The organism is Pedobacter sp. SL55 (assembly GCF_026625705.1).
In the GTDB taxonomy this organism is placed as follows: domain Bacteria; phylum Bacteroidota; class Bacteroidia; order Sphingobacteriales; family Sphingobacteriaceae; genus Pedobacter.
The window spans coordinates 1,731,400-1,749,178 of record NZ_CP113059.1 but is presented as its reverse complement, the minus strand read 5'-3'; the positions used below and the strand labels follow the sequence as shown (position 1 = coordinate 1,749,178).

Annotated in this window: 18 protein-coding genes and 1 pseudogene; 8 read left to right on the top strand and 11 right to left on the bottom strand. The window is 37.5% G+C overall.

The genetic code is table 11. The features are described from left to right. Positions 1-9: 9 nt before the first annotated feature. From OVA16_RS08010 to OVA16_RS07995, 4 genes and pseudogenes are all read right to left on the bottom strand, one after another. Positions 10-693 carry a hypothetical protein gene (locus tag OVA16_RS08010; RefSeq protein ID WP_267764737.1) on the bottom strand — a complete coding sequence of 228 codons (684 nt, stop codon included), beginning with the start codon at positions 691-693 and terminating at the stop codon, positions 10-12. Continuing rightward, on the bottom strand, positions 668-2,191 hold the full coding sequence (locus OVA16_RS08005) for a M56 family metallopeptidase (RefSeq protein WP_267764736.1): 1,524 nt from the start codon (positions 2,189-2,191) through the stop codon (positions 668-670). Before OVA16_RS08005 ends, OVA16_RS08010 begins: the two co-directional genes overlap by 26 nt. Before the next feature lies 1 nt (position 2,192). Next, a pseudogene (locus OVA16_RS08000) lies at positions 2,193-2,521 on the bottom strand (BlaI/MecI/CopY family transcriptional regulator). Between the two features lie 288 nt (positions 2,522-2,809). Beyond that, positions 2,810-3,592 (bottom strand): O-methyltransferase, encoded by a 783-nt coding sequence (locus OVA16_RS07995; protein WP_267764735.1) that lies wholly within the window; start codon positions 3,590-3,592, stop codon positions 2,810-2,812. Between the two features lie 314 nt (positions 3,593-3,906). Between OVA16_RS07995 and OVA16_RS07990 the strand changes: the two genes are divergently transcribed. The 3 genes from OVA16_RS07990 (at position 3,907) to dtd (ending at position 6,238) form a co-directional block, all read left to right on the top strand. Beyond that, positions 3,907-4,770, top strand: a complete 864-nt coding sequence (locus OVA16_RS07990; RefSeq protein ID WP_267764734.1) for a transglutaminase-like domain-containing protein — start codon at positions 3,907-3,909, stop codon at positions 4,768-4,770. Between the two features lie 3 nt (positions 4,771-4,773). Beyond that, a complete protein-coding gene (locus tag OVA16_RS07985; RefSeq protein WP_267764733.1) occupies positions 4,774-5,655 on the top strand; it encodes a carbohydrate kinase family protein in 882 nt (293 codons plus the stop codon). Between the two features lie 130 nt (positions 5,656-5,785). Next, positions 5,786-6,238, top strand: coding sequence for a D-aminoacyl-tRNA deacylase (gene dtd / locus OVA16_RS07980; protein WP_267764732.1), 453 nt, complete (start codon positions 5,786-5,788; stop codon positions 6,236-6,238). Between the two features lie 122 nt (positions 6,239-6,360). On the opposite strand, the gene OVA16_RS07975 is transcribed toward dtd, so the two are convergent. Both OVA16_RS07975 and OVA16_RS07970 read right to left on the bottom strand, forming a co-directional pair. Beyond that, on the bottom strand, positions 6,361-7,782 hold the full coding sequence (locus OVA16_RS07975) for a hypothetical protein (protein ID WP_267764730.1): 1,422 nt from the start codon (positions 7,780-7,782) through the stop codon (positions 6,361-6,363). A 4-nt stretch (positions 7,783-7,786) separates the two neighbouring features. Beyond that, complete coding sequence (locus OVA16_RS07970; RefSeq protein WP_267764728.1) at positions 7,787-10,237, bottom strand: TonB-dependent receptor; 2,451 nt, start codon at positions 10,235-10,237, stop codon at positions 7,787-7,789. 89 nt (positions 10,238-10,326) lie between these two features. Here OVA16_RS07970 and OVA16_RS07965 point away from each other — a divergent pair, with 89 nt between their 5' ends. The 4 genes from OVA16_RS07965 (at position 10,327) to OVA16_RS07950 (ending at position 12,531) form a co-directional block, all read left to right on the top strand. Then, the gene (locus OVA16_RS07965) at positions 10,327-11,325 is read left to right on the top strand and encodes a helix-turn-helix domain-containing protein (RefSeq protein WP_267764727.1); all 999 of its coding nucleotides are present in this window, start codon (positions 10,327-10,329) and stop codon (positions 11,323-11,325) included. A 74-nt stretch (positions 11,326-11,399) separates the two neighbouring features. Continuing rightward, positions 11,400-11,726 (top strand): nucleotide pyrophosphohydrolase, encoded by a 327-nt coding sequence (locus tag OVA16_RS07960; RefSeq protein WP_267764726.1) that lies wholly within the window; start codon positions 11,400-11,402, stop codon positions 11,724-11,726. A gap of 136 nt (positions 11,727-11,862) precedes the next feature. Continuing rightward, on the top strand, positions 11,863-12,159 hold the full coding sequence (locus OVA16_RS07955; protein ID WP_267764725.1) for a type II toxin-antitoxin system HigB family toxin: 297 nt from the start codon (positions 11,863-11,865) through the stop codon (positions 12,157-12,159). Between the two features lie 3 nt (positions 12,160-12,162). Beyond that, complete coding sequence (locus tag OVA16_RS07950; RefSeq protein ID WP_267764723.1) at positions 12,163-12,531, top strand: helix-turn-helix domain-containing protein; 369 nt, start codon at positions 12,163-12,165, stop codon at positions 12,529-12,531. Positions 12,532-12,631: 100 nt separating this feature from the next. Here the strand turns inward: OVA16_RS07950 and OVA16_RS07945 are convergent, their stop codons facing one another. Together OVA16_RS07945 and greA are read right to left on the bottom strand one after the other, a co-directional pair. Next, positions 12,632-13,030, bottom strand: coding sequence for an HIT family protein (locus OVA16_RS07945; protein WP_267764721.1), 399 nt, complete (start codon positions 13,028-13,030; stop codon positions 12,632-12,634). Positions 13,031-13,110: 80 nt separating this feature from the next. After that, positions 13,111-13,584: a transcription elongation factor GreA gene (gene greA / locus OVA16_RS07940; RefSeq protein ID WP_138728572.1), complete on the bottom strand. Its 474-nt coding sequence runs from the start codon at positions 13,582-13,584 to the stop codon at positions 13,111-13,113. A 385-nt stretch (positions 13,585-13,969) separates the two neighbouring features. Between greA and OVA16_RS07935 the strand changes: the two genes are divergently transcribed. Continuing rightward, positions 13,970-14,494: a GNAT family N-acetyltransferase gene (locus OVA16_RS07935; RefSeq protein WP_267764718.1), complete on the top strand. Its 525-nt coding sequence runs from the start codon at positions 13,970-13,972 to the stop codon at positions 14,492-14,494. A gap of 114 nt (positions 14,495-14,608) precedes the next feature. Here OVA16_RS07935 and rsgA read toward each other — a convergent pair whose 3' ends face one another. From rsgA to accB, 3 genes are all read right to left on the bottom strand, one after another. Then, positions 14,609-15,529, bottom strand: coding sequence for a ribosome small subunit-dependent GTPase A (gene rsgA / locus OVA16_RS07930; protein ID WP_267764717.1), 921 nt, complete (start codon positions 15,527-15,529; stop codon positions 14,609-14,611). A gap of 242 nt (positions 15,530-15,771) precedes the next feature. Continuing rightward, positions 15,772-17,112, bottom strand: a complete 1,341-nt coding sequence (accC, locus tag OVA16_RS07925; protein WP_267764715.1) for an acetyl-CoA carboxylase biotin carboxylase subunit — start codon at positions 17,110-17,112, stop codon at positions 15,772-15,774. An 88-nt stretch (positions 17,113-17,200) separates the two neighbouring features. Then, positions 17,201-17,683: an acetyl-CoA carboxylase biotin carboxyl carrier protein gene (gene accB, locus OVA16_RS07920; protein ID WP_267764714.1), complete on the bottom strand. Its 483-nt coding sequence runs from the start codon at positions 17,681-17,683 to the stop codon at positions 17,201-17,203. Positions 17,684-17,779: the final 96 nt, after the last annotated feature.

The following is a 17,779-nucleotide window of genomic DNA, read 5'->3' as shown; positions in this document are numbered from 1 at the left end:
GCAAGGATGTTACTTCGAGTAATTTTTAGTAAAATATCTATTGTTCTTTAAATCTATTTCTATTACCTCGGCTTCTATTTTTAAATTGTTTTCATCTTTTACGTAACCTAAATAAACAGTTACCATTTGGTTGGTATTATCTAAATGAATAACCCTACCTTTAGCTCTATATTTCTCCATGTCAAGTTCGGCTTTACCACTAAGCAGCATGCTTTCAAAAATTTTATTTACCCTAACCGAATCTGAAGCTTGATAGCGCATTTTAGCGATAGAAACATCTTTACTAAGCTCTAAATTACCCTCCTTACCTGGACCAGAAATTACCTTTGGAAGTTTACTATCGTTAGCAGCAGCATTCTCGTAACCACCAAATACCTTCTGTTTAGTATTATAAATTACAAGTCCGTATTTTTTCACTTTTCCATCTGGGAAATAAATAGTTGCATCACTTGCATTAATCCCACCTTCTTTAAGCAAAGTGATTTTTTTCGCTTCCAATTTGACATCATCAACCATAATTACCGCATCTTCTAAATTGGCGATACCTCTTTTAGAAAATGTTTCGGCTTTTGAAGCTGAAATGATTTTAACTATGGACTTCAGTTCGTCTACCGTGGGTTCAAAGGCTTTACCATCTGACTTCTGGAAACCTTCGCTGCTGTAAAACCTACTGTACAAAGTTGAATTGATCAACTGAAACTTTTTTTGGTTGACTATACATCGCAATTAGCTTACTAGAAGTGTAAGTATTTTTTGCTATTAGTTTTTCTCCAATAAATTTAACCAGCACTTCATCACCAACTTTAAAACTTTTAGCTTTTGTTTTTAACGAACCAATATCAAAAATAAGCGAAAATGTACCATCATTCAATTGGATTTTTGTAGCATAGCCGAACGAATTTCTTTCTATTTCATTAATCTTGCTCGTTGCATATCTAGCTTTATTGCCTTCATACAGAAAAGCATGTTTTTTTATTTTAGGTTTTACAATTAACGAATCACCATTGGCATTAAAAGCCTGATCCATGCTATAAACCGGAGTTTGGTAAACAACTTTCTTGTTTTCGTCTATTTTTGCACTCTCTTTTTTTGAACTGATTTTGATAGTTAACTCATCCCCTATATTTATTTTAATAAAAGACATATAGTTGATCAAATATATTTTGCCATTTGTTTTAAAATGAATCGTTTTAAAAAACTTTGATTCGGCAGTGATATCTTCTACAGTTCCTTTGATAGTTTTACCAATGATAGGATCTGTTTCCTCTTTGGCTTTTACCAGTTCTTTTGATACCGACACCTCTACCACCTCCACCGTAAACCCCCAGATTAAACCTAAAACTATAGGCACAACCAGCATATACATTAACTTTTTCATATTCTTTGATTTTGAGTTGAATAACATTTTGATACGCTCTTTGATAGGGCTTTTCACGAAATTGTGAATTAGTGGGGTATTGCTTTTGCTTACCGCTAACCTAAGTAGTAACGAAGCATATTCTTTTGAACCAAAATGCGCAGAAGTAGCTTCGTCTGCTTCATATTCGTGCAGCTGCTCCAAGGCCTTGTCCCATAGATACACTACTGGATTAAACCACATTACCGCCTTTGCTAACATCATGATGATTTTATCTATAGAATGATATTGTTGGGCATGTACCTGCTCGTGCCTTAAAAGCACAGCTAGTTCTTGTTCGGTTAGCCTCTCCTGATCTACAAAAACGTAGTTAAAGAACGAGCAGTTTGTAAAGCCAGATCTTTTAACTACCAATTTTAATCCACAGGTAGTTTTTTGATTGCTTCTGGCATGCCACAAAAGCGAAATCAACTGCCAAAAACCGATACCCACCAAGATAAGCACTATGCCCGCATAGAGGTATGGCAATAACGAGAACCAATCGAAACTTGGGGCTACAGGCGAGGTTTGTAATGCAGTAAATTCAGTTGGCATAGCCTCAGTTTGTGCTGTCTGGTCAAATGTTGCAACCTCTTCCGCAATTGACAATGCCTGCGCTACCTGCCGTTCCACAGTAATATTCAACGCTGGTATTAAAAAACTCAATATCAACGTTGCCAAGAGGTAAAACCTATTCAGCTTAAAGAAAGTAAGCTTTTTGAGCACCAACAAATAAAAGGCGAAAAACAGTACCGAACATGCACTGGCTTTTAATAGGTCGTTAAACAATTCCATATTAAGAATTTTTATTGATAAGCGATTTGAGTTCTTCGATATCTGCCTCGCTCAGTTTCTCTTGCTTTACCATAAAAGACAGCAAACTTTTAGGCGAATTATCGAAATAGCCAGCAAACAATTTTGAGAAGCTGGTTTTAGCATACTCTTCTTTACTAATGGCAGGAAAATACTCGTAGGTTTTTCCGTAGGCTTTGTAACTCACGTAACCTTTTTCTCCAATAATCGTACTATAGACGAAATGGTATTGTAAGGCGGTTTGGGTTCATCATCTATTTGCTCAATAATATCTTTCACAAATGCATGTTCTAATTTCCATAGAATTTGCATGATACGTTCTTCTGCTTTGGTTAACTCTTCCATAAACCAAATATATAACTGATTTTTAAGTTATACAACTAAAAAATCAGTTATCACAACAAAGCATTGGTTATCAGGTAAATAATTTTCAATTTATGATGTGAAATGATTAAAAGCCGGTATGACGTGTAATAGTGGCTAGATGGCAATTTGTCGAAAAAGCCATTTAATGGTTTACTTTGATTTTTCGTCTGTAAAAGTTGCTAGATTTCTCCTCGTGAAAAACTCGTTCGAAATGACGACCGTAGAATAAACAGCTTAAAACTTCAATTTAAAATGTTCTTTGGCTTGTCCTTTTTTAAAATACACCAAACCTATCCAAAATAAGTCTACGGTTACAGTTACATCGGGATGGTTTTTAATTTCTTGCCAAGCTTGTTTCATGCCTTCGCTCCAGTAGATATCGTCGAAAATGAGCAAACTGTTTTCTGTAATTTTTGGCAAACACCAGTTAAAATAATTAAGCGTAGCTTCTTTGGTGTGGTTACCATCTATGTAAACAAAATCTAGCTGTGTGCTTTCTTCGATGGCTTTTGGTAGCAAATCGTTGAAGTTACCTACCTGCAACTCTATGTTTTGTAAGTTGAGCTCTTTAAAATTTTGATGAGCCACCTCGGCCGTTTGCGAGCAACCTTCTATGGTTAGTACATCTGCATTTGGCTGTGCCTTTGATAAGTACGCAGAAGTTATACCCAGGCAAGTGCCCAACTCTATCATATTGCTTGGCCCGTGGTTGGCTGCCAAGCGATAAATGAGCTGTGCTAAGCGTGGAGATTTTAGCGCATTCTTAGCAATTTGCGAAATCTTTTTTGTGCGGTTTTTGTTGAGATGAGAGCCTGCACCTAAGTCGGTTACGGTAATTACACGTTGGTCATTCAAAAGTTTTTTTCGCTGTGCTTCGATTGCTTTGTATTCGTTTTTTACAGAAAAATCGTAAATTACCTCATCGGCAAGCTTGTAAACAAATGGCGAGTGTGTACCGTGACGGGTTTTAGCTGTAAATTGATGTTTAAGGTAATCGGCGAAAAATTGTAGGACCATAGGGCAAAAGTAAAGGAAAAAAGAACAAGGAGCAAGGAACAAAGATTTAGCTGAACGAAGGAGGTTTACCTGTTTGTGCAGCGTTTTGAGTTAAATAAACCCGATTGAAGTGAAATCCTTTTTGGTACATCATTTCGACGAAGCATGAGGAGAAATCTGTTGGTTAAAACCGCTAACTAGCGTTTTCTCACTAAAGTTCATAAATGACGGATAACGCTATACAAAAAGATTGAAACGAAAAAGCGGGACTAGATTTACAAATGAAATTCTAGCTTTGTTTTTCGAAAATTTAAAGAATAGAAAGGTAACATACCATGAATAATGTGGCAGAAATAGATGCTTTGGTGGAGTTATTGGATGACCCAGATGAGGAGGTGTTTTCGCATGTGCAGGAGAAACTATTGGAGTATGGCAACGAAGCCATTACGCATTTGGAAAGCGCTTGGGAAAAATCTTTAGATACCATGCTGCACGAGCGGATTGAGAATATTGTACACACCATACAGTTTACGAATGTAAAACAAGACCTAAATTTATGGTACCAGAGCGGTGCTTTCGATTTGCTGCAGGGAGCAATTATTATTAACCGCTACCAGTTTCCGGATTTGGATGAACAGGCCATTATTAACCAAATTGAAGATATTAAGAGGGAAATTTGGGTAGGTTTGCAATATGAGATGAGTTCTATCGAAAAAATTAAGCTGATTAACCATGTTTTTTACAACCAATATGGTTTTGGCGGTAATACTAAAAACCATCATGACCCGCAAAACTCGTACTTAAACCAAGTACTAGAAAGCAAAAAAGGCAACCAGATTTCGCTGGCCATTATTTACTCTACCATTGCGCAAAAACTGGATATACCGGTTTATGGCGTGAATTTACCGCAGCACTTTATTTTGGGTTATATTGATGAGGGCAACCCCGACCGCGAGCATGCGGTGCTTTTTTACATCAATGCTTTTAACAAAGGCGCCATTTTTGGCAAGCACGATGTAGACCAGTTTTTACGTCAGCTGAATTTAGAACCACAGCCTGGCTTTTATGCCCCTTGCAGCAATGCGGAGATTGTACGCAGGATCATTAGAAACTTGATTTCGGCTTACGAAAATTTGGGTGCAGCAGAAAAGGTTAGCGAGCTAAAGCAATTGCAGGAAATCTTATCAGAAAACAATTAATAGATGGGCGAAAGTTTTTCTAACTACAAAAAAGCAATTTGCTTTGGGGAAATTTTATGGGATAATTTACCATCTGGCAGATTGGCCGGTGGCGCACCAATGAATGTGGCCTATCATTTAAGAAAATTAGGTGTAGATGCATCATTGATTAGCAGAGTTGGCAACGACGAGGCTGGAAAGGAACTTGTAGATTTTGTTTCGTCTATTGGCATTCCGCCCGGCCATATACAAACCGACCATGAGCAAAGTACAAGTGAGGTTTTGGGAGAATTGAAAGCCAATAACGAAATGGTTTATACCATTACTTATCCTACTGCTTGGGATTTTATTACTTTACAAGATGGCTTAACCGAGCAAGTTGCCGCTGCCGATGTTTTTGTATTTGGCAGTTTGGCCACCCGAAACGAAGTAAGCAAAAATACTTTATTAGCATTGTTGGAACATGCTAAATTTTCTGTTTTTGATGTGAATTTAAGAGCGCCACATTATAGCAAAGAAACCGTTAGTACCTTTTTGAACAAAGCTGATTTTGCTAAATTAAACGAAAATGAAATTGTGATTTTGGGTGAGTGGTTTACTTTAGAAAAAGAGGAAAATGCTATTGTTAAAGCCTTAATGCAGCAGTTTAACCTATCAGAAATATTAATTACCAAAGGTGCCGAAGGCGGAACTTATTATGGTGTAAAAGAGACCATAAATTATAAGGCGCAAAAAGTTGAAGTAGTGGATACCGTTGGTAGTGGCGATAGTTTTTTAGCTGCTTTTTTAAGTAAAAAATTGGCGGGAGAAACAATAACGGATTGCCTTGATTTTGCATCAAAGCTTGCAGGTTTTGTAACCTCACAAAAAGGTGCCTGTCCTAATTATAATGTTAATGAACTTTGATTAAAATAAAGCCTGTACAGCAAACCAAATTTAGATTTTTCACATCTTCAAACTAAAAATAGCTTTACAAAACCCCATGAGCAAGCCATCCTATCAATCGTAATTCTAAAATCTAAATTCGTAAATTAAAATGAGAGCAGTTATACAACGAGTTACCGAAGCGAGTTGCACAGTAAACGGCCAAATTACCGGAGAAATTGCTAATGGTTTTTTGGTTTTATTAGGCATTGAAGATGCCGATACGCAAGAAGATTTGGAGTGGTTAGCTCAGAAAATTGCCAATATGCGAGTGTTTAGCGATGAAAATGGCTTGATGAACAAAGCCTTAGCTGATATTGACGGCAACATTTTATTGATTAGTCAGTTTACTTTATTTGCGGCAACCAAGAAAGGCAATAGGCCAGGCTTTACCAGAGCGGCAAGGCCAGATAAAGCCATCCCACTTTATGAGGAAATGAAAAAGCAGTTAAGCACATTGATTGGCAAAGAAGTGCAATGTGGCATTTTTGGTGCCGATATGAAAATTAGTTTGTTAAATGATGGGCCTGTTACGATTGTGATGGATACGAAGAATAAGGAATGAGGGGATTGACGATGGTAGATTTACGAATTACGATTTGAGTTATTTAATAATGCCAAACGCCTTGCCTAATAAATAGACAAGGCGTTTAAGCGTTAATTTAAGCCCATTTTAGGGGTTTTTCGTTAGTAAGCACCTAGATAGAAACTACCAGATTGGTTTTTCAACTTGGCTCCTTTAGTTACTGTTTTAGTTTTGTAATTGATAATGTATAAGTTCCCATCAGTACCATTAGGTGTCATTGGCACATAAAAGTTATCTCCTGCAACACCAATGTTTTGGAATTGACCGAAAGTTCCTGTGATTGCCGCAATTCCAGCTGTGACATTTGCAGAGCGACCAGAGAAACCAATATTTGCTTGATCTTCTGTAGTTAACTTTGTAGCAGTTTTCGCATTCAAATCTATCAATGCTAAGTAGCCACCATCTACCCCTGTTTGTGTATATAAAACAAGTCCAACACCATCTTTAATATATCTCCAAGCTCTAATTGCTACGTTATTTGCAGATCCCAATGCGGTTTTCAAATCAAACAAATAAGTGTTATCATAAGTATTTGTGTTTTTGTCTATTCGCAATATATGAGCCTGACCCACAGTATTTACTCCCGTTCCTTGATAAATGTGACCATCATCTCCAAGATGCTGAATCATGGTACGGTATCCATTATTTCCGAAGTTACTTTGAGTGGAGTAAATAAGTTGAGGATTTGCCAAAGATGGATAATCTACTACCAAAGTAGCGGTACCAAGCTGACTAGTTGCACTAGTCCATGTTTGAGCTCCAGAAGTATTAACTCCAGATGGAATAGCAACATTTGTTCTAGTCAAATTACAACCAATAAAAATCTTAGTTTTAGCTGCATTTAATATTGGCATGTCTATACGACCAATCTGGTAACCGTCTTTTGTTTGAGCTGCCGTAAAAGGAATAACAAATTCAGTTTGACGAGTAATTTGAGGATCATTTAAGTTAATCACTGCTATTTTTGCTGTACTAACCACATCTTCAAATGTTGCTCCCGCACCTTCTTTATTATCAATAGTTTTAGTTTTTGAAGAAGCAAATACACCTACACCAATACCTTCTGCAGCAACTACCCAGCGTGGCGACGTACCCAAAATTGGTTCTGTATTTACCTCTTCACGAGTATCTACAAAATTCTTTTGTCCTTCCACCTTGTACTTATTAAAAATACCGCCGTCTGTACCCGTATATTGAATGTTGTACAAGAAATTTCCGTTTATAGAACCTTGCACACGAGCAGTACGTTGAGACCTCAAACTATATCCATTAGCGAAAACATTAACTTCAAAATTAGGATCTGCAGCCTGGGCAGTTGTAATTGCATAAGCCATTGTCCCACCGTTTCCAGCCTCTCCAGCAGCATCTGGAAACGCAGCAGTTAACGTAATATATTTCCTCTCCCAAACATCTGGCCCAGAAACAGGAACACCGCCAGAATTGTCGCTTTTTTTACAGCTGGTTAAAGCACCAATAGCTAATGCAGAACCAAACAATGCTGTCTTAAAAATTTTAGTATTCATCTTTTTATTTATTAAAATTATTTATGGTATAGTTTAATTTGATGTAAAATGCCCTGCCAGGTTTCTGCACGCCGAAATTGTCATATATTTCGGCATTTAAAACGTTCTTAGCATCAAGACTTGCCACCAATTTTCCGCTAGGAAAACGATAACTTGCACCTAGATCATGAGCAAACTGAGTTGGTGTTGTAAACCATTCAGATTCCATCCATATTGTTCTAAATGGGGCTACGTAACCAGAGTTGTAATAAACGTTCAGATTAGCTTTTTTTTGAAAAGCATTATTAAAACGATATTGGATGTTAGCATTTACCGTAAAAAATGGCTCGTTAGGCACCTGCACATTATACAAGCTGTGTGGTCTTCCATTTTCATCTAACTGTACCTTAAATAGCGAATTAAACTTAGAGAAGTTGAGCATCGCATTTAATTTATCATTGTAGATATAGTTAATTTCCGCTTCGAAACCAACCGATTGTGTCTTTGATAAGTTAACAAACTGTGTAACTTGTATATCTTCTACTTGGTTTTCGCGACCTTCAATTACGGCATCGGTACGAGTTTGTTGAATAATTTTATCGTAACCATTTCTCCAAAAAGCATTCCCATATAATGATAAACGATGCTTTTTAGACTTTATAAAACCATAACGAGCACCCAGATTGTAATTAACTGCCAATTCGGGAAGTATATTAGCATTTGGAAGTAAATTATTTTCAGGCTCGCCGTAGATATGGCGGTCTGTTGGCATGATAAAAGACTTCTCCCCAGAGATGATTAAAAATCCATTATTTATAGGTTCGTAAGACAGCGTACCTCCAAATCCTTTATTATCTCTTTTAGTGTTGCTGTTGCTGTAAATCAAACCACCATTAACTTCGCTTATTGGTAAGCGTTGATCACTCTGATAAACAGCGTATTTGCCAAAAAAATTGGTCTTAATTTTGCCTTTTAGCAGTTCTGCTTCGTAATTTGCGGCAAAAATGTTTGTGGTTAATTCGTTCTGGGTAATCCACTTACTTCGCTCTGGGATCAGTAAATTTTGATCATTTCTATTCGACCTTTCAAATTTATGATTGATTGAAACACGATGACCTGATACAATTGTATAGGATAGGTTAGACCGAATATTCGAAATAGTTCTATCAATGCTACTCATTACCGCTTCGCCTTGCTGCCCCATACCTGGTGCATAGCCATAAGTCTCTGGAGGTCCTTCTGAATTTTTAACTAGCAAAGTGCCATCCCAATTGTATTTTAAACTTACGGTATCTTGTAAATACGTGCTTCTGTTGCTATGCACAGCATTTACATTAAGCGCAAGACCATCTATCAACAAATTGTTCTTGGTATAATTTAAACTAAAAACATGGGCTTTATATTCATTAAATCTTCCAAAGTATGGCTTGGTCATAGTTACGCCATGAGGAATTTCTTTATAAGAATCTGAAATATTGTAGCCTACAAAAAACTGATCTGCCCATTTTACGTTGGTAAAACCAACCTCAAAGCGCCCGCCCGCAGTTTCAAACTTGTCGTTAGGTCGTTTAACCCTGTAGTTTCTAACAATTCTTCCGCCAGGCAAGGTATACTTCGAAAACTTGCCCCACATCTCATAGTTGTTGTCAGAATGACTGTAAAAACCAGAGGCACGAGCAGTGAAACCGTTCTTGGGATTGCGATATAAACCACCAAGATCTGCTCTGTAGGTATTGAAAGAGCCATAAGAAACAGCAGCAGTAATGTTATTGGCAGAAGCATCTTTTTTCATGATTACGTTGATAGCACCCCCTATATAATTGCCACTTAAATGAGCCGGAAGCACTCCTTTGTATACCTCTATCCGTTCAATCATAGATGGGGGGATGTTATTTAGGTTAAAAGAAGAACCATAAGTTGAAATCTCTATACCATCCAAAAACATTCCTATTGTACTGCCAGACATCCCGTTTAGGTTATATTCAATGGGCGATCCCTCTCCTCCGTTTTGTCTTACCCTAACACCCACAGAACGATCTAGCAATTCATTGGTCGTTAAATTTCTCAGCGAAGCTTCTTTAGTTTCGATAACCGAAACCGCAAAACCACTCGTTTCCATTTTCTTCTTCTCGGTTTTGCCGGTAACAGCAACTTCGTTTAATACACTATTATCTATAGCTTTCGCAGATATATTAAATACATTTTCAGTTTTATTTACGCTGATCTGTTGCTTCTTGGTAACAATCTCCATCGAACCTATTTCCAAAGTGTAGCTTCCTAAAGGAATATGCTTGAAAGAGTAGCTACCTTTCTCGTCAGTTAAAGTCTGTTTATTTAAGGATTTGATATTGACCACAGCACCCACTACCGGCACTGCATTTTCCATCGTTACTTTACCAGAAATATTTCCAGATTGAGCATGTGTAATAGAAGTAAAAACGACCGCCAATAGTAGTAAAAGTAAAAACTGCTTCATTATCCTTAAAATATTTTACATTTTTTATTTAGAAGAAGTCTAAATAAACGTAACTTGCCGCAAATATAGCCGCAACACATTTTTTAGCAATGACCGCATCCGAAAATTTAGTAACGCAAAACGAAAAAGCAACCGAGCTCAATTTAATTTCGGCAAGCGCTTCACATGCCATTGATAATAAGCACGATTGCAAGAAAATCAAGTTCAACAAGTTTTTATTTGAAAAAATAGCGAGCAAAGAAATTGGAGGTAATTCCATCACTATCTCATCAGACGAAAACATCTTTTTAATTCAATTTTGTTTAACAGGAAGTAGCAGCGTCTATAGGTCGTCGCAAAAGAAACCTATTACCTTTAAACAGGCAGAATATAATATCCTATTGCTACCCAAAGAAGAAACCACCACCCTAATTAACACCGAAGATTGCGACTTGATACAAATCTATTTAGAGGAAAAATTCTTTCTTCAATACCTGTCTAGAGATTATGGAGTACCGTTGTATAACCTAATAGGTATTGGAAAATTATTTCATAACCATCTTTATTTAAACCCCAAGTTAAAAAGCATTTTAGCTGAGATAGAAAATTGCGACTTTGTGGGAAACCTAAAAAACCTTTATACCAAAGCAAAAATCATCGAATTGCTAAGCCTACAATTAGCGCAATACGAAGAAGAAAAAATTACCCCCACTAAGCTAAAGCCTTTAGAAGTAGAAAAAATGATTTTGGTAAAAGAAATAATAGAAGGCAACATTGGCGCTGCACATAGCATTTCTTCTCTGGCAAGAGCAGCTGGCACAAATGAACAGTACCTAAAAAAGCATTTCAAACTACTGTTTGGAACTACGGTTTTCGGTTATATTGTTTCTTGCAAAATGGAAAAAGCTAAAAAAATGCTGTTAACAGGCGAATATAGAATTACCGAGATTTCTGAAGTGGTGGGCTACAAACATGCCACTCATTTCACTAACGCTTTCAAAAAATTTTTCGGCTATTTGCCGCAATCGCTTAAAGCATCTAAAATTATCTTAGGCACCTTTTTCTCTATGGGTATTAAGCTAGAAGCTATGGAATTGATGATGATTTAGTGGTTCTTTGGTTTTTCGTTGTTTGGAAATTGATTATTGTTCATTGGTAATTAATTCAATCCTTATATTTGTTCATGACCATTACCGAAGCTCAAGAAACCATAGACCGTTGGATCAATACCACCGGCATTCGCTATTTTAACGAACTAACCAATACAGCCATTTTAATGGAAGAAGTGGGCGAAGTTGCCCGTATTATGGCTCGCAAATACGGCGAGCAGTCTTTTAAGAAAAGCGACGAAGAGGTAAACCTAGCCGACGAAATGGCCGATGTACTTTTTGTACTGATGTGCCTGGCCAATCAAACAGGCATCAATTTAGATGAAGCGCTGGTTAAAAACTTAGAGAAAAAATCCATCCGCGATGCCGAAAGGCACAAGAATAATGAAAAGTTGAAATAGGCAGAAAGTTGAGAAATCTAAAAGGTTGAGCTTTTGTAATTCAAATCATACGTTAAAACAAAACAAGTATTTTCTGTAAAACAGAATATAATTACATATTTCAGAACAAATTTTTATATTTGTCTAATCAATCAATATGAGAATAGTAACTTTCGCAAAAATCAGTGAATTTACAAGGGAGCATCATGATGCTGATATTGCTTTGAGAGATTGGTATAAAAAAACAGAAAAAAGTAATTGGACTTGCTTTGCAGATATAAAAAATACATTTGGAAGTGTGGACAGTGTTGGGAATAACAGGTTTGTTTTTAACATCAGGGGTAACGAATATAGATTAATTGCAATCATCATCTTTGCGTCTAAGAAAGTCTACATCCGGTTTATAGGAACGCACAAACAATACGACAAGATAAAAGACTGTTCAAAAATTTAACAGATGAAAAAGGGAATTCAAACAGAAAAACAATATACTGCAACTTGCGAAAGAATCGAGGAATTATTGATGTTGGTTGGCAACGAAACTTCTGAAGATGATAAAAATTTTATTGAATTAGACTTACTATCTGACTTAGTTTACGATTACGAACAAATACATTTTGAAGTGAAAAAGCCTACATTGCCAGAGGTCATCAACTTAAGGATGTTCGAAATGGGACTTACTCAAGAAAAATTATCTAAGCTTTTAAATACTAGTCCTTCAAGAATTAGCGAATACTTATCTGGCAAAAGCGAACCCACCTTAAAAAAAGCAAGAGAAATCAGCAAGAAACTAAATATAGATGCCGATATCGTGCTAGGCGTTTAGAAAATCCGCGATGCCGAAAGGCACAGAAATAATGAGAAGTTAAATCCCTAAAGGGGACTTATTCTATAGTCGCTATGTAAGGCATCTCCCCTTTAGGGGGCTAGGGGGTTAATTCCCTTTTTATCTTAGCCGCAACCTCTGCCAATTCCTCTTGGCTCAGTTTCAGTTTCGGGTTGGCAAAATTCATATCGTTCATAGTATTAATGGGTATCAAATGCACATGTGCGTGGGGCACTTCCAAACCAATTACAGCCACACCCACCCTATCACACGGATAAGCTTTTTTAATACCCGTAGAAACATGTTTAGCAAACAACATCAAGCCTTTATACAGATCATCCTCTAGGTCAAAAATATAATCAACCTCTTTTTTGGGTATAACCAAAACGTGTCCCAAAACCAGCGGACTAATATCTAAAAACGCTAAAAAATCATCCGTTTCGGCTACTTTATGCGCCGGAATATCGCCTGCTACTATTTTAGAGAAAATGCTACTCATTTTGGTTACAAGTTATGAGTTACCTGTTACGGGTTAAGCTGCTAAACTTGCAACATTTAACCCGTAACTCGTAACAATTATCATCTAGAGATTTCCAGAATTTCGAATTCAATTTTGCCTGCTGGCACTTGTATTTCGGTTTTATCACCTACAGATTTACCCAACAAACCTTGTGCAATAGGCGATTTTACCGAGATTTTTCCCGATTTCAAATCAGCTTCACTTTCGGCAACCAATTGGTAGGTCATGGTAGCGCCATTCTTTACGTTTTTAATCTTTACAATAGATAATGCCAATACTTTAGACAAGTCCAATTTCGATTCGTCTAACAACCTAGAGTTGGCCAACACCGTCTCCAATTTCGCAATTTTTGCTTCGTGCAAACCCTGTGCTTCCTTTGCCGCATCGTACTCTGCATTTTCCGATAAATCGCCTTTATCACGAGCCTCTGCAATTGCTTTTGCAATCGAAGCCCTTCCCTCAGTCTTTAACTGATGTAATTCTTCCTTTAATTTATCTAACCCTTCTTTGGTGTAATAGGTAATATCTGCCATAGCGCTATTTCTTTTCTTTAATCCTATAAAAAACAAACAAGACTACATGGGGTGTTAAACCTACATAGTCTTGCGCTGTTAAAAACGAAGATATAAGCCTTAAACCAAAAAAGCAAATAAATACGCTAAAAATTAGTTACAGTTGGTCTAGTTATAACCAAAATCATATTTCCATTTTTTTTGAAAAGCAAAGCCTGTAGTTCTTCGTTCACTACAGCCCTGCTTTACGCTTTACTTCGCTCGTTACACTTCGCTCCGTGTTCGCTGCAATCAGGTTTGTTTTACTTAAATCCTTGCTAAAAACAACTTGTAGCCTGCAGCACTACCCAATTAAAAGTTACAAGTAAAACACAATTACAAAAAAGAACTTTGCTAATTTTATCCCATGCAAAATTCTATACAGGTGCTCCACAACTTGCCTTCCGATATCGATACCATTTTTGAATTTTATGACTTGGCCATCGAACATCAAAAGAAAGTTTCGCCTAAACAATGGCAAGGGTTTAGCAGAGCGTTGGTACAGCAAGAAATTGCCGAAGGCCGCCAGTATAAAATATTGGCAGATGGAACTGTGGCAGCAATTTTCGCAGTAACCTACAGCGATCCGCAAATTTGGCCAGGCAAAGATGATGAAGCGGCAGTGTACATTCATCGTATTGTTACCCATCCAAACTTTAGAGGCTACGGTTTCGTGAAAGTAATTATCGATTGGGCAAAAACATACAGTAAAACCATGCCTTTAGATTATATCCGCATGGATACTTGGGCAGATAACCAGCGTTTACTGAAATACTACACAGGCTGTGGCTTTAACCACGTAGGAAATATCAAAATTGAACCTAATAGCGGCCTGCCTAAACATTATGAAGGCATTACTTTGAACTTGTTTGAGATAAAACTGGCAGGTTAACTGTTTGAATTGGTTAATTGGTTAATCGGTTAACTGAAAATTGCAAGCTGATAACTGACCACTGATACCTGACTACTGACCCCTAGCTCCTGATACCTAATCCCTGACCCCTGATTAAGCTCTCGTATCGTTACCAAAATAAATACTTTGGTAACTATCGTAACGCGAAGGTTCTATCTCTCCATCTTCTACAGCTTCAATTACAGCACAACCAGGCTCGTTAATATGCCTACAATTGTTAAACCTGCATTGGTTAAGCCTTTCCCTCATCTCTACAAAAAAGTGGCTCAATTCTTCTTTTTCAATATCCACAATGCCCAACTCTCTAATTCCTGGCGTATCTACCAAATAACCACCAAATGGCAATTGGTGCATCTCGGCAAAAGTGGTAGTATGCTGCCCTTTATCGCTCCATTCACTTACTTCTCCCGTCTTTAATTCAAAATCTGGTAAAATGGCATTAATTAAACTCGATTTACCCACGCCAGAATGACCCGAGAATAAAGTAGTCTTGTTTTTCAGTAAACCTTCTATCTGAGAAATATTGGTGCCTTCTAATGCAGAAACTTCATAGCATGGATAACCGATGTTTTCGTAAATAGATTTGTAGTCGGCCAGAATTGCTAAACCATCTTCGTTGTACAAATCCAGCTTGTTAAAAATCAACGAAGTTGGAATATCATAAGCTTCGGCAACTACCAAAAATCTGTCAATAAAACCTAAGGATGTGCGAGGCGAGGCAAGGGTTACAATCAAAAAAGCTTGGTCTAAATTGGCTGCAATAATTTGCGATTGCTTGCTCAAGTTAATCGACTTGCGAATAATGTAGTTCTTACGATCATGGAGTTGATGAATTACTCCCGTATCTGCATTAGGTTCTAGCTCAAAATCTACTTGGTCGCCAACAGCAATAGGGTTGGTGGTCTGTATCCCTTTAATCCTAAACTTGCCTTTAATTCGGCACGAGTAGGTATTACCGTCTTCGGCAAATACTTGGTACCAACTTCCTGTAGATTTTATAACTAATCCCTGCATATTTTATTGTAAAGGTAGCGTTGAAAGTTGAGAGTTGAAAGTGAAAAGTGTAAAGTAATCTGAGCTAATTGCTGCTTATACGCATAGTCGTCATCCCAAATTTAGTTTGGGATCTTAAAGCGTTGTATTTTTATCGCATTACGATTCCCGCCTACGCGGGAATGACGCCGTAAGTTGTGGAGCGTGCAAAATAAAAATGCCCCAACAATTTGTCGAGGCATCTTATATTATTTTAACAGTCCTTATTCCGCAAAATCGAAAGTTTCCATAAACTTAGTGGTAAAATTACCAGCTCTAAAGTTAGGGTCTTTCATTAATTTCAAGTGGAATGGAATGGTAGTTTTAATACCTTCAATTACGAACTCGCTTAAAGCACGCTCCATAGTACAAATGGCTTCTTCTCTAGTTTGTGCTACAGTAATCAGCTTTGCAATCATCGAATCGTAGTTAGGTGGAATTTGATAACCTGCATAAACGTGAGTGTCTACACGTACACCATGACCGCCTGGAGAATGGAAATTCGTGATTTTTCCTGGCGAAGGGCGGAAGTTGTTAAAAGGATCTTCTGCATTAATACGGCACTCGATGGCATGCATATCTGGCGTATAATTTTTACCAGAAATTGGAATACCTGCGGCTACTTTAATCTGCTCTTTAATCAAATCGAAGTTAATTACCTCTTCGGTAACTGGATGTTCTACTTGGATACGGGTATTCATCTCCATGAAGTAGAAATTACGATGTTTATCTACCAAAAACTCAACTGTTCCAGCACCTTCGTATTGTACCGCTAAAGCACCTTTAATTGCTGCCTCACCCATTTTCTGACGTAACTCATCAGTCATGAAAGGAGAAGGCGCTTCTTCTACTAATTTTTGGTGGCGACGTTGGATAGAACAATCTCTTTCTGATAAGTGACAAGCTTTGCCAAATTGATCACCAATGATTTGGATTTCGATGTGGCGAGGATCTTCGATGTATTTCTCTAAATACAAACCATCGTTACCAAAAGCAGCACCAGATTCCTGACGTGCACTGTCCCAAGCATTTTCAAATTCTTCATCTTTCCAAACTACACGCATACCACGACCACCGCCGCCTGCTGTAGCTTTTAAGATTACCGGATAACCTACTTCGTTAGCTAGTTTAATACCATCTTTAACGTTTTCTAGTAAGCCTTCAGAACCTGGAATAGTTGGTACACCAGCAATTTTCATGGTTTCTTTAGCAGAGGCTTTATCGCCCATACCATTGATTTGCTCTGGCGTAGCACCAATAAATTTAATTCCATAATCACGGCAAACCGAAGAAAACTTAGCATTTTCTGACAAGAAACCGTAACCAGGATGTATGGCGTCTGCATTGGTTAATTCTGCTGCAGATATAATGTTTGGGATACTTAAATAAGAGTCTTTGCTTGGCGGTGGGCCAATACAAACAGCCTCGTCGGCAAAACGAACGTGTAAGCTTTCTCTATCAGCTGTAGAGTAAACTGCTACCGTTTTAATGCCCATCTCCTTACAAGTACGGATAATACGCAAAGCGATTTCGCCCCTGTTGGCAATTAATATTTTTTTAAACATAATTCTAATTTAAAATGATTGCACTGATTTAATGATTACACCGATGTATTTAATCTTATCTGTGTGATCTAATAATCTGTGAAATCCCTTAGATAGGTTCAACTAAGAATAACGGTTGGTCATACTCTACCGGCGACGCATTGTCTACCAATATTTTAACGATACGGCCAGAAACTTCGCTCTCAATTTCGTTAAACAATTTCATTGCTTCGATGATACAAACCACTTTGCCAGTACCTATCTCGTCGCCAACGTTTACAAACGAAGGTTTCTCAGGACTTGCAGAACGGTAGAAAGTACCAATCATTGGAGATTTTATGGTAATGTATTTAGAGGTGTCTTCTGTAGCCGGAGCTGCTGCCGCTGCAGGTGCTGCTTGAGCAGGCGATGTAACTGGTGCAGGTGGCGTCATTACAACTTGTGTTGAAGCTGACGGTACTGCTGCATTTACATAAACAGGGGCTTGGTTAGTTTTAATGGTAATCTTGAAGTTTTCTTGCTCTAAAGAAACTTCATTTACTCCTGATCGAGAAACAAATTTTATAAGTTCCTGAATTTGTTTGATATCCATTCTCTTTTGGTTATGTTAAATAATTGTTATGTCTTGTTTGAATTAGCAAAGTTAAGGTTTTGTAATTAGTTTTTTAGGTGTTTGGTTTTTTAGTTT